This is a genomic window from Streptomyces sp. CA2R106, from assembly GCF_037034245.1.
Classification (GTDB): domain Bacteria; phylum Actinomycetota; class Actinomycetes; order Streptomycetales; family Streptomycetaceae; genus Actinacidiphila.
Genome location: NZ_JBAGKC010000008.1, coordinates 155912 through 168985, shown reverse-complemented (window position 1 = coordinate 168985; position 13074 = coordinate 155912). Strand labels below are relative to the sequence as shown.

The 13074-nt window shown below is 76.6% G+C and carries 7 protein-coding genes; all 7 read left to right on the top strand.

Annotation, left to right across the window (positions count from 1 at the left end; translation table 11 throughout):
* The first annotated feature begins 104 nt into the window (after positions 1-104).
* The 7 genes from WA788_RS14620 to fxsT all read left to right on the top strand — a co-directional run bounded on the left by WA788_RS14620 (position 105) and on the right by fxsT (position 13072).
* The gene (locus WA788_RS14620; RefSeq protein WP_335977235.1) at positions 105-2189 is read left to right on the top strand and encodes a VMAP-C domain-containing protein; all 2085 of its coding nucleotides are present in this window, start codon (positions 105-107) and stop codon (positions 2187-2189) included.
* 36 nt (positions 2190-2225) lie between these two features.
* Entirely contained in the window at positions 2226-3248 is a 1023-nt protein-coding gene (locus WA788_RS14615) for an AAA family ATPase (protein WP_335977234.1), read from the top strand.
* A 7-nt stretch (positions 3249-3255) separates the two neighbouring features.
* Positions 3256-6645, top strand: a complete 3390-nt coding sequence (locus WA788_RS14610; RefSeq protein WP_335977233.1) for an SAV_2336 N-terminal domain-related protein — start codon at positions 3256-3258, stop codon at positions 6643-6645.
* A 162-nt stretch (positions 6646-6807) separates the two neighbouring features.
* On the top strand, positions 6808-7008 hold the full coding sequence (gene fxsA, locus WA788_RS14605; RefSeq protein ID WP_335977231.1) for an FxSxx-COOH cyclophane-containing RiPP peptide: 201 nt from the start codon (positions 6808-6810) through the stop codon (positions 7006-7008).
* A 152-nt stretch (positions 7009-7160) separates the two neighbouring features.
* A complete protein-coding gene (locus WA788_RS14600; protein WP_335977230.1) occupies positions 7161-8357 on the top strand; it encodes an FxsB family cyclophane-forming radical SAM/SPASM peptide maturase in 1197 nt (398 codons plus the stop codon).
* A complete protein-coding gene (locus WA788_RS14595; protein WP_335977229.1) occupies positions 8354-9967 on the top strand; it encodes an aKG-HExxH-type peptide beta-hydroxylase in 1614 nt (537 codons plus the stop codon). The genes WA788_RS14600 and WA788_RS14595 overlap by 4 nt, the downstream gene beginning before the upstream one ends.
* Before the next feature lie 96 nt (positions 9968-10063).
* Positions 10064-13072, top strand: coding sequence for an FxSxx-COOH system tetratricopeptide repeat protein (gene fxsT / locus WA788_RS14590; RefSeq protein ID WP_335977228.1), 3009 nt, complete (start codon positions 10064-10066; stop codon positions 13070-13072).
* Positions 13073-13074: the final 2 nt, after the last annotated feature.

The following is a 13074-nucleotide window of genomic DNA, read 5'->3' as shown; positions in this document are numbered from 1 at the left end:
AGCCCGAGGGCGGCGGCAGGCGGCGCGCCGCGCACCGCCGCGGCCCGCGCGGGGGCGCCGACCCGCGCCGCCGCGTGCGCCGACGGCCGGGCAAGGGGCGCACGGTGACGTCCGGGGGCGCATCGGAGCAGCTGGCCCAGGCCGCCGAGATCCTGGTCCCGCTCGCCGAGGAGGCCACCGTACGCATTCACGGCGCGGACGCCGGGAATCCTCTCCTGGGCAGCGGCTTCTTCGTCGCGCCGAACTGGGTGCTCACCTGCGCCCACGTCGCGAGGGCCGAAGGGGAGGTGACACTCGTGGGCGCGCCCCGCAAGGAAGTGCGCGTCGGCTACCGCGACCGGCTCCTCGCGGGCGTCGTCGAGTGGGCCCAGCCCGCCGGTCCCGCCGCAGGCGTCCCCGGCCAGAACCAGGGCACCGGCTACGGCCCCGGCGGGTCCGGCTACCGCGCCGCCGACCGCGTCCCCACCGGGTGGGCCGCCCCCGACCTGGCCCTGATCCGCCTGGTCGACCCGCTCGACCACCCCTGCGTGTGGCTCACCGAGCGCACCGCCAAGGGCTACACCACCAACCCGGTCGCGTACTTCGGCTGGCTGCCGATGGGCGACGTCCTCGTGCCGTACAGCGGGCGGTGCGTCATCAGCGGCCAGCTCGGCGTCGGCGGCGGCGGTCTGATCCGGCTGAGCAACGACGACGAGATGCCGCAGGGCCTGTCCGGCGGGCCCGTGGTGGACCTGGTGCGCGGCGAGGTGATCGGCGTGCTCCAGGCCCGCCGGGCCGAACGCGACGGCGGACTGGCCGTCAGCATCCAGCAGTTACGGCTGCTGCCGACGGCCGAGAACCCCGCCGACGACCTCTACCACCGGGTGATGACCGCCCACGACCTCTACCATGCCGACCACCACAAGTTCCTGCTCAACCGGGACTTCTACGGCTGGACCGAGGCCCACGGCGAGATCGGCGCCTCCGCCGGCCGCGCCCTGACCCCCGGCCGCCGCACCACCCTGCTCGGCCTGCTCGCCCAGCTCCCGCCGCCCTCCGCCCGCGCGCTCGGCGACATCGTCACCGAGGTGCGCGGCGCCGCCGGCCAGGGCTTCGCGGTCGCCCCGCGCGCCTGGCGCGACGGCCTGGGCATGCTCTACAACCTGCCGCACGGCTCCGAACTGGAGGCGGTGCTGCGCTACGCGGTGCTCGCCGCCACCGCCGAACGCACCCAGCCGGCACGGGAGTCCGACGAGCGCAAGCTGTGGGAGTGGGCCCAGTCCACCGCGGCCGACCAGGACCTGACCATGCTCTTCCGCACCTCCCTGATGGGGGAGTGGACGTCGCGGCTGCGGGCCCGGCACGCGGAGGTGCCGGCGCAGACCGGCCCGGACCCGGCCCTGCGGGCCCGCGGCGAGGCCCAGTTGGAGATCATCCCGCGCGGCTGGGAGCCCGACCGCTTCGACTGGCGGGTCACCGTCTCCCCGGAGAGCGGCGAAGTCGACTGCGTGGACGAGGACTTCCGCGGCACCGCGGTCGCCGACCTGCCCGCGCGGCTGGCCGCCCCGCTCACCGAGGCGTTCCGCCGCTGCGACGAGCCCGGCTACGTCGCCGCGCTCCAACTGGCCGTCCCCGGCTCCCTGATGGCCTTCGCCGCCGACACCTGGCGGCTGGACCCGGACGGCGCCACGCTCGGCGCGCTGCGCCCGGTGGTGGTCCGCCGCACCGACCCGCCGCCGGACACCGACGCGGACGTCGCCGAGGAGCGGCTCGGCCGCTGGCACGCCCTGCACCGCCGCGCGCCCGACCCCGAAGTGCTCGACTGCGAGGACTCGCAGACCCGGCCGCTGCCCGACGACGACGAACTGCGCGCCCGGCCGCAGGAGATGCTGCCCGTGCTGTGCCGCAGCGGCGCCGCCGCCCCCGAGGCGCTGCACCGGCTGCTGCGCTGCGGCTACTCGGTGGCGCTGTGGCGGCGCGACCCGATCGAGTCCCGGCAGGTCTGCTCCGAACTGCACCGCGGGGTGCCGCGGGCGGTCCGCGCCGCCCGTACCGCCGCCGGGCTGCCCGCCCGGCTCGCCGACCTGCGGGCCGCCGTCGCGGAGGGCGTGCCCGAGGCGTTCTGGTCCGGCGCCCTGGCCCTGCTGTACGACGATCCGACCCGTCCCCTGACCCTTCCCGGAACCGACGAGCTGTTGGAGACTCCATGACGAACACCGACACCCGGGACCGACGGGGGGACCGCGATGAGTGACGTGACCGGTTCGGGCGCATCGGGCGAGTGGCTCATCTACCGCGGCACCGGCGAGCCGCACACCGGCATGGACAACCTGCCCGAGCCGCCCCCCTGGCGGGACTTCGACGGCGGCCCGCTGGTCGGACCGGGCCCCGGCCCGGACAGCTCCTCCGCGCGAAGGCTGGGCGCCTACCGGCACATGGCCGAACTGCACCGCCCCAGCCCCGAGGAGCTGGAGATGGTCAACGCGGCGCTCTACCTGCGCCGCCCGCTGCTGGTCACCGGCAGCCCCGGCGCCGGCAAGAGCACCCTGGCCCACGCGGTCGCCTACGAACTGGGCCTGGGGCGGGTGCTGCACTGGCCGATCGTCAGCCGCAGCACCCTCCAGGACGGCCTGTACCGCTACGACGCGATCGCCCGCCTCCAGGACACCCAGATCGCCGCGAACTCCGGCACCGCGCCCCCCGGCGGTATCGGCAGCTACATCCGGCTCGGGCCGCTGGGCACCGCGCTGCTGCCCACCGCGCAGCCGCGCGTGCTGCTCGTCGACGAGCTGGACAAGAGCGACATCGACCTGCCCAACGACCTGCTCAACGTCATGGAGGAGGGCGAGTTCGGCATCCCGGAGCTGGAGCGGCTGGCCGAGCGCGAGCCGCAGGTCGAGGTGCTGACCGACGACGGCAACCGGGTCACGCTGCGCGAGGGCCGGGTGCGCTGCCGGGCCTTCCCGTTCGTGATCCTGACCAGCAACGGGGAGCGGGACTTCCCGCCGCCGCTGCTGCGCCGCTGCATCCACCTGGAGCTGGGCCGGCCCGACCACGAACGGCTGTCCACCGTGGTGCGCGCCCACCTCGGCGACGAGGCCGCGACCCTCGGCGACGACCTGGTGCGCCGCTTCCTGGAGCGCTCCCGCAGCGAACTGCTCGCCACCGACCAGCTCCTCAACGCCATATACCTCACCCACCACGCGGCGCCGCCGTCCCGCGCGCGGCTCGCGGACATGCTCATCCAGCGGCTCGACAGGCCAAGGTGAGGCGGCCATGGCCGAGAAGGGCCCCGGGCGCTACCCCGACGACGCACCCGTCGGCGGCGACCTGACGGCGCGCGGCGCGCCGGACGGCGGCGCGGACGGCGGCGGTCGCGGCGGCACCGACCCGCTGGCCCGGGTGGTCGGGGCGATCCGCGGGGCCGGGCTCGACCCGGACCCCGGCGAGCTCGCCGACGCCCTGTGGCTGGCCCGCTGGTCCCGCCCGACCGCCCGGCCCGACCCGGAGGGCCTGGGCGGCGCCCACCGCGCCTCGCCGGGCGGCGTGGACTACCCGCACGCGCACCGCCCCGACGGCACCGACGGCGCCGGCACCCGCCTGGTCCCCCCGACCCGCTCCGACACCGCCGAACACCCGTCCGAGGAACGGCTGATCGGCCTCTACCCCGGGCAGGGCGTGGCCGGCCCGGTCGGCGCGGCGCCCCTGGGCACCGCGCTGGGCGTCGCCGTCCCGGAGGCCGGCGCCCTGCCGCAGCTGCTCGAACTCCAGGCCGCGCTGCGCCCGTTGCAGCGCTACCGGAGCCCGGCCCGGCCGCTGCGCGAGGAGCTGGACGAGGCCGCGACCGCCGAACACGCCGCCCGCGCGGGCGGGTTGCTGCTGCCGGTCTTCCGCCCGACCTCCCACGGCGACGCCTCGATGCAGCTGCTCATGGACACCTCCTCCTCGATGTTCGTCTGGGAGCGGATGCTCCGCGAACTGGCCGGCGTCTTCGAACGCCTCGGCGCCTTCCACGAGGTGCACGTCCGCTATCTGCACGCCACCCCCGACGGCACGCTCGGCGTGAGCAGCCGCTTCGAACCCGAACCGGCCGGGCTGCTCTCCGCCGAGCAGCTCGGCGACCCCACCGGCCGCCGGATCACCCTCATGGTCAGCGACTGCGCCGGGCCGCTGTGGCGCTCGGGGCAGGCCCACCGGCTGCTCCACCGGCTGAGCCGGCACGGCCCGGTCGGCGTGCTCCAGCCGCTGCCCGCCCGGCTGTGGAGCCGCACCCTGCTGCCCGTCTCCTACGGGGTGCTGCACCGCTCGGAGGGGATGCTGCTCTCCTCGCCGCTGCGGTTCTCGCCCGGCTCCACCGGGGTGCCGCCCGAGCCCGAGGCGCTGCCGGTGCCCGTACTGCCGCCCACCGCCGCGGCGTTGGGCTCCTGGGCGCGGCTGCTGGCCGGGATGGGCGCGGGCGAGGTGCCCGCCGCCGTCGGCTGGGTGCGCGCCGACCAGCCCGCGGTCCGCTCCCGGCCGCGCCGGACGACGGTGCCGGTGCCCGCGCTGGTCCGCCAGTTCCGCGCCGCCGCCTCGCCGGCCGCCGCCCAGCTCGCGGTCTACCTGGCCGCCGCCCCGCTGTTCCTGCCGGTGATCCAGCTGGTGCAGCGCACGATGCTGCCCGACTCCGGCCCGGCCGAACTGGCCGAGGTGCTGCTCAGCGGCCTGGTGGTGCGCAGGAGCGGCGACGACCAGCGCTGGTACCACTTCGCGCCCGGCGTCCGCGACGCGCTGCTCGGCCCGCTCGGCGTGGACGAGGCGCGCCTGGTGCTCAAGCACTGCTCGGAGTACGTCGAGCAGCGGTTCGGCAAGTCCGGCCCCAACTTCCCCGCGCTGGCGATCACCCAGCTCGCCGAGGGCCCCGGCGACCCGACCGCCGACGCCGCGGTGCGCTCCGCGGTGCGGCGGGCCGCCCTCGGCGCCGGCCCCGGCAGCGCCGGCGGCGGGCGCGGCGGCGAGGAGGGCACCGTCGCGGAGTCGCGGCAGCCGTTCGCGGAGGTCGCCGCGCGGGTGCTGGAGCGCTTCATGCCGCTGCCCGACGACGGCGCGCCCGGACCGTACCCCGGCTCCGCGGCGGTGCAGTCCTCCACGGTGGTGCAGCGCGCCCGGGACCTCGCCGACCGGTTCACCGCCGAGGGCCTGGTGCAGTACCTGCTGGACGCGGTGGGGCTGCTGCGGCGGGCCGCCGCGGAGGAGCGGATGCGCGGCCTTGACCCCGACCTGTGGACCGAACTGGCCCAGCAGCTGCTGCGGTTGTGGCGGCTGCGCGGCGGCGCGGGACTGCTGGCGGAGGCCCGCGAGGCGTCCGAGACCGCCGCCGCCCACCACTCCTCGCTGCCCGCCCGCTCGGTGCGGGCCCGGGTGCTCCAGGCCACCGCCCAGGAGCGGGCCGCCGCCGGCGACAACCGCGGCGCGCTCGAACTCCTCCAGCGCGCCGACCGGGAGTTCACCGCCGTGTGCGCGGCGCCCGGCCTGGACTCCGCGAAGCTGCTCGACGCGACCCTGGAGCGGGTCGCGGTGCTGGAGGAGCAGTGGGTGATCAGCGGCGACGCGGTGCTGCTCCAGGAGACCGTCGGGACGCTGGAGGCGGTCGCCGACTCCTGGTCGCCGCGCCGCCCGCGGCCCAGCGCGCTGCTGCTCGCGCACGGCCGCGCCCTGCTGCGGCTGGCCGACGCCGCCGACAGCCGGGAGCGCCGCCAGACCTACGCCCAGCAGGCCGCCCGCAGTTACGCCGGCGCGCTCACCGCGCTGCGCCGCGAGGAGGCCGACCGGGACGCCGTCACCGCCGCCACGCTGGCCCTGGTCGACGCCGAACTGCTCACCGGCGGGCGGCTGGTGGAGGCGCAGCGGCTGGTCGACGACGCCCTGGACGGCACCCGCGACCGGCTCCAGCGGGCCGCGCTGCTGGCCCGCGCCGGGCGGATCAGGCTGGCCCGGCACGCCGCGGGCGGGCCTGCCACCGAACTGGAGGCGGCGGCGGCCCGGTTCGAGGAGGCGGCCCGGCTGACCCCCCGCGACCGCACGGAGTACAGCGGCCTGATGGCGGAGTGGGGCGCGGCGCTGCTGGCGCGCTCGGAGCTGCCCGGCGGCTGGACGTTCGTCAACCGCGCGGTGCTGGTGCTGCGCGACTGCCGGATGGAGACGCCCGAGTCCGACCCGCGTCAGCCGGAGCGGCTGCTGATGCTGGGGCGCGCGCTGATACTGCGCTACCGGGCCGAACAGGAGCTGGTGGACCTGCGCGAGGCCGAGCAGGTGCTCGGGCTGGCCGCGCAGGGCGCCGACGTGGCGGACCTGGCCGCGCGGATATGGTTCGAGCTGGGCGAGTCGCACCGCCTGGTGCCCAGCCACTCGCGCCGCCCCGAGCGCCTGGACCAGGCCGCCGACGCCTACCGCAAGGCGGCCGCCGCGGCCGCCGACGCCGCCCGGGCGGCCGCCGAACCCGAGCCGATGGTGCGGCTGGCGGCCCGCGCGCACCACTGGCGCGGCGACGCGTACGAGACGGCCCGCCGGCCCCGCGCCGCCGCCGACGCCTACCGGGCGGCGCTGCGCGAGTGGCGCCAACTCCCCGACGACGGAGGCGAGGAGGGCCGCGACACCGGCGCGCGCCTGGACGCCCTGACCAGTTGAGCCGCACGTCACCCCCGTACAGGCCGAACTCCCGTGCGGGCAGGCGTGGTTGCCGCGCGCCTGGTGGGGCACCATGGACCTGACGGGCGGTCGGGGCGGGCGGTGGCAGCACGGCGGGAGCGCGGGGCGGGCGGCACACCTTTAGGTTCGGGGAGGAGCACGATGGAGGAACGACCCAACGAAGGCGCGGAGCCGTACACCGAACCCGCCCTTCGCGAGGCCGGGATCGACCTGCTCGGCATGGACCTGGAGCAGTTGCGCACCGTGCAGCACCCGGTGCTGTCCGCGCTGGTCGGCGACTTGCGCGCACGGGTGGCGAAGCCGGGCAGCGAGGCGCTGTGGGGGTTCGACAACGACACGTGAGCGCCGCCGCGCGCCGGCTCTCTTCCGGCCGCGCGCCGGAAGGGATACGGCCATTTCACCGGACGGGTGTTTGCCGCCCCGCAACTGGCGGGAACAACCGCGGGGGCCGGCGGGAAGCCCCTCGATGGCCCGCGCCCGGGGGAGGTGAGGACGTGCGGCACACGGCCGGGCCACCCGGACGCCCGCCCTTTCCGATCCGGCAGTTCATCCTCAAGACGCACAGCCGCTGCAACCTCGCCTGCACCTACTGCTACCTGTACGCGGGCCCCGACCACACCTGGCGCGACCGCCCCCGGGTGCCCGCCGCCGAGGTGACCGCGCGCACCGCCGCGCGCATCGCCGAGCACGCCGCCGCGCACCGCCTGAGCGAGGTCGCCGTGGTCTTCCACGGCGGGGAGCCGCTGCTCGCCGGCGCCGAACGCCTCGCCGCCGACCTCGACGTGATCCGCCGGGCGCTGCCGCCCGGCTGCACCGCGCACGGCAGCGTGCAGACCAACGCCACCCTGCTCACCCGCGACCGGGTGCGCACCCTCGCCCGCGCCGGGCTGCGGATCGGCGTCAGCCTCGACGGCGGGCTGCCCCACCACAACCGCGAGCGGGTGGACCACGCCGGGCGCCCCTCGTGGCCGGCGGCCGCCGCGGGCCTGCGGCTGCTGGCCGCCCACGCGCCCGAGGCGTACGGCGGCGTGCTGTGCGTCGTCGACCTGCGGCACGACCCGCTCGAGGTCTACGACGCGCTGCTCGCCTTCGGCCCGCCCGCGGTCGACCTGCTGCTGCCGCACGGCAACTGGACCGCCCCGCCCCCCGGCCTGCCCGCCGCGCCCGACGACCCCGCGCCGTACGGCAGTTGGCTGACGGCCGTCTTCGACCGCTGGTGGGACGCGCCCGAACGCCGCACCCGGATACGGCTGTTCGAGGAGTGCGTCGCCCTGCTGCTCGGCGTGCCCGCCGCCATCGAACGGCTCGGCCTCCAGCCGTTCACCGCGGTGGTGGTCGAGACCGACGGCAGCATCGAACAGGTCGACTCGCTCAAGTCCGCGTACGAGGGCGCCGCCGCCACCGGCCTCGACGTCTTCCACCACAGCTTCGACGACGCGCTGGCCCACCCCGGTGTCGCCGCCCGGCAGGCCGGCCTCGCCGCGCTGGGCGCCACCTGCCGGGCCTGCGCCCTGGTCGCGGTCTGCGGCGGCGGCCACTACGCCCACCGCTACCGGGCCGGCGCCGGCTTCCGCAACCCGTCGGTGTACTGCGCCGACCTCGCCCACCTCGTGCGCCACACCGCCCGCCGGCTCGCCCAGGCGGCCGGTACCGGGTCCGGCCGCCACACGACCCGGGAGACCATCCGGTGAACCCGCTCGGCACCCCTGGCCCCACCACCCCGCCCCGCGGGCCCGGCGCCCCCGGCGCCCCCGGCGGCGCCGGCCGCGACGGACTGCCCGCCGACATGCTGCCGGTGCTCGGCAGCACCGGCAGCACCCCGGGCCTGCTCGACCTGCTCGTCGCGCACCAGCACGCGCGGCGGCTGCTGACGCTGCGCGCCCTGCTGGAGGCGGTCGCGACCGCCCCCGCCGGGACCCTGCCCGAGGGCACCGCCGACCGGGTGCTGCGCGACTGGCGGCTGCTGGAGGCCGCCGACCGCGCGGACAGCGCCGCCACCCGGCGGGTCGTGCAGTACCCGCACACCGGGGCCTGGGCGGAGCGCTGCCTACGCGCGTTGACGCGGCCCGGGCAGGCGCACCGCGCCGCCGCGGAGCTGCCGCACCTGGCCGCGCTCGCGGCGGCCGCCGCCGCCCGCGCCGGGCTGCGCTTCACCGTCGACGTACCCGCGTACGGCGGGGAGTTGCGGCTGCCCACGATCGGCGGCCACCGGCCGGGCCGCGCGGCAGGCGCCGCGAGGTGCGCGCCCGGCGGCCCCGGACCGGTCGGACCCGGTGGACCCGGTGGACCCGTCGGAACCGGCGGAACCCGCGGCCAAGGACCCGGCGGCCCCGCCCCCGTACCCGCCCCCGTACCCACCGTCCGCGTCGTCGGCGAACCCCACCGGCTGTGGCTGCTCCCGCTGCCGCCCGACGGCCCCCGGCCCCCGGCCCCCGGCCCCGGCGCCGTCGAGGTCCGCGAGGGCCCCGACGGCATCTGGCGCTCCGCCGCCCCCGGTTGGCGCCCGCTCCAGGCGCTGCGCCACCCCGACGGCCGCGCCGTCCTCATCGACGACGTGGACCCCTACCGCGACGAGGAGCGCCGCACCAACCCCTACGGCCTGGACCTCGCCGACCGGCTCGACCCCGCCGGGCACGCCGCGTGGCGGACCGCCTGGCGCGACGCGCGGCCCTGGCTGCGGCTGGGCGGCACCACCCGGGCCCAGGAGGTGGCCGCGCTGCTGGACTGCGTGGTGCCGCTGACCGGCGCGCCCGGCGCGCAGTGCAGCGCCACCCGCGGCGAGGCGTTCGGGGCGCTGCTGTCCAGCACCCCGCGCGACGGCCTGGAGCTGGCCGCCACCCTGGTGCACGAACTCCAGCACGCCAAGCTGCTGGCCGTCTCCCAGCTGGTGGTGCTGCACACCGCCGACGACGCGCCCGGCTACTTCGCGCCCTGGCGCCCCGACCCGCGGCCCTTCGACGGGCTCTTCCACGGCGCCTACGCCCACCTCGCGCTCGCCGACTTCCACCTGCGGGCCGCCACCGCGCTGACCGACCCGGCCCGCCGGGACGCCGCCTGGGCCGACCACTGCCGCTGCCGGGAGCAGGTCGGCGCCGCGCTGCCCCAACTGCTCGGCGCCCGGGCCCTGACCCGGCAGGGCCGGGCGCTGGCCACCGCGATGGCCGCGCACCACGCCCGGTTGGCGGAACACGCCCCGCCCGACGGCCATTTGGCCCGCGCGAGCGCCTATGTGGAGACCGCCCGGGCCATCTGGCGCAGAAGACGGGCGCAGACTGCCACGAACGGGCGCGAACCGGCATGACGGCACGTCAACGGGGGAGCATTCGGTGTAGTTTCTGGCGCAGTCACCTGTCGCACCGTCAGAGCACTCTGCGCGCACAACGAGGGAGTCGGTCGCATGGCCGGAGGGCGGAACACCGCTTCAGCAGCAGCCGCACGGGGACCGGTGACGATCAGCTTCGCCGGGTACAACCGGGCGTGGGCGGCATGGATCGCCAGCCGGCTGGAGCGGCACGGCCTCCAGGTGTCGATGCAGCGCTGGGACCTGCTGCCGGGGACCAGCGTGCAGCAGGGCCTGCGCGACCTGCTGCTGTCCGAGGGCCGGGTGCTGGTGGTGCTCAGCGAGTGGTACTTCCGGCTCGGCCCGCGTGACCCGGAGGAGTGGAACGAGGCGCTGCGCGAGGTCGTCCCCGAGCACAGCGACCGCTTCGCCGCGGTGTGCGTCACCGCCGCCTCGCTGCCCAGCGCCGCGGCCTCGCTCAGCGCGGCCGACCTGTGGGGCCTGGGCGCGGCGGAGGCCGAGCGGCGGGTGCTGTCCCGGCTGGGCGTCTCCCCGCCGCGCTCGTCCGCCGGCGACACCCTCAGCGGCGCCGGCGGCCCCCGCTTCCCGCTGGAGCAGCCCTCGGTGTGGGGCGGCGTGCCGCGCCGCAACACCCGCTTCACCGGCCGCGAGGCGCTGCTGTACGGGCTGTACCAGCAGTTGACCGCCGCCGAGCCCGGCGCGGCCGTCGTCACCCTGCACGGCCTGTCCGGCGTCGGCAAGACCCATATCGCCACCGAGTTCGTGTACCGGTTCGGCCTGGAGTACGACGTGGTGTGGTGGGTGCGCGCTTCCGAGCGCGGCACCCTGCGCGAGAAGCTCGCCGGCCTCGCCCCCGCCCTCGGCCTGGTCACGGGGCGGGAGTACGGCGAGCGGCTGCGGGCGGTGCGCGACGCGCTGCGCCGCGGGGACCCGTACTTCCGGTGGCTGGTGGTGCTGGACGGCGCGGACCAGCCCGAGGAGATCCACGACCTGGTGCCGACCGGGCCGGGACATGTGCTGATCACCTCGCAGAACCGGGAGTGGGGTGAGCACAACAGCGCCCTGATCGAGGTGCCCGTCTACGACCGCGACGAGTCGGTGGCGTTCGTACGCCGCCGGGCGCCGCGGCTGGACAACGCCGACGCGGACAAGCTCGCCGAGGCGCTGGGCGACCTCGCGCTGGCCCTGGACCAGAACGCGGGCGCCCTCAACGACTCGAACATGCCGGTCGATGAGTACATCGAACTGCTGCGGCACGGCGCCGACGTGGAGCCCGGTCTGAAGGTCGCCGCCGACTTCCAGATGACGTACTTCACCGCCTTCTCGATACTCCTCAACCGGCTGCGCGAGGACAAGCCGGAGGCGGTCGACCTGCTGCGGCTGTGCGTGTTCTTCGCGCCCGGGCCGATCCCGGTCCGGCTGCTGCGGGACCTGCCGATCCGCGACGTGCCCGAGCGGCTCGCCGGGCTCATCGAGGACCCGCTGCTGTGGAACTCCGCCATCGGCAAGCTCGCCCAGTGGTCGGTGATCCAGTCCGACCCGCAGGAGACCGACACCGAGGAGTCGGCCGGCTCCACCGACGTCGTCCAGATGCACCGGCTGGTCTACCAGGCGGTGCGCGCCGACATGCCCCGCGAGGAGCAGAGCCTGTACTCGCGGGTGGTGCGCAAGCTGCTCGCCGCCGCCGACCCCGGCCGCCCCAACGACACCCGGCTGTGGCAGCGCTACGCCGAGATCGTGCCGCACCTGGAGGCGTCCGGCGCGCTCAGCTCGACCAACCCCGAGATCCAGTCGACCGTCCTGAACTGCCTGCGCTACCTGTACTTCTCGGGCGAGTACCGCGCCGCCCAGCGGATCGCCGCGGCCGCCGCCGAGATCTGGCCGCGGCTGCTGGAACCGGACCACCCCCGGCTGTGGGACCTGCTGCACAACCAGGCCAACGCCATCCGGGCCACCGGCGACTACACCACCACCGAGGCCATCGACCGCCGCGCGCACGCCCGGCTCAGCGCAGACCGCGGCCCCAACGACCTGCTGGCGCTGCGCGCGGCCGGCAGCCTCGCCGCGGACCTGCGGGCGCTGGGCGAGTACGACGAGGCGCTCGACCTGTCCCAGCGGGTCCGCGACAGCTATCGCGAACTGCTCGGCCCGCAGGACGCCCGCACCCTGGTCGCGCAGAACAACATCGCCGTCACCTACCGCCTGCTCGGCCGCTACCATGACGCGCTGGAACTGGACCGGCAGACCATGGAGGCGCTGCGCGAGCAGCTGCGCGACCGGCACAACCTGACGCTGTCGTCGGAGAACTCCTACGCCCATGACCTGCGGCTGCTCGGGCGCTACGAGGACGCCACCTCGGTCCAGGAGCGCAACGCCGACATCCACCGCATGGTGCTCGGGCCGGACAACCCGCAGACGCTGCGCGCCCAGCACAACCTCGCGCTGTGCCACCAGCGCGGCGGCGACCGGCCCAAGGCGGCCGTCTTGCTCGCCTCGCTGCTGGAGCGCTGCGAGCGGGTGCTCGGCGACAGCGATCCGCTGACCGTGCGGGTGGCGGCCACCTTGTCCACCTTCGAGCGCGAGCACGGCGACCTGGACCGCGCCCGCGAGCTGGGCGAGGCCGTGCTGTCCCGCTACCGCACGCAGTTCGGCGCCGGCCACCCGTACACCGCGGGCGCGCTCGCCAACCACGGGCTGCTGCTGCGGGCGGCCGGCGAGCGCCAGCAGTCCCAGATCGAGGTGGAGGACGCGCTCGCCGCGATGAGCCGCGTCGTGGGCGAGGAGCACCCCTGGACGCTGGGCTGCGCGCTCAACGTCGCCGCGGCCCGCAACTTCGCCGGGGACCCGGAGGGCGCCGCCGAGCTGAGCCGGATCACCGCGGACCGGGCCGCCGCCCGGCTCGGCAAGGACCACCCGCTCAGCCTGTCCTGCCGGGTCGCGCTCGCCACCGACCTGCGGAACCTGCGGCGCCGCCCGGAGGCCGACAAGGTCGAGGAGGAGGCGCTCGAGGCACTCGCCCGCACGCTCGGCCCGCAGCACCCGCACACCATCTCCGGGCGCTCCCGCAGCCGCCCGTACTGGGACTTCGAACCGTTCAGCTCCTGACC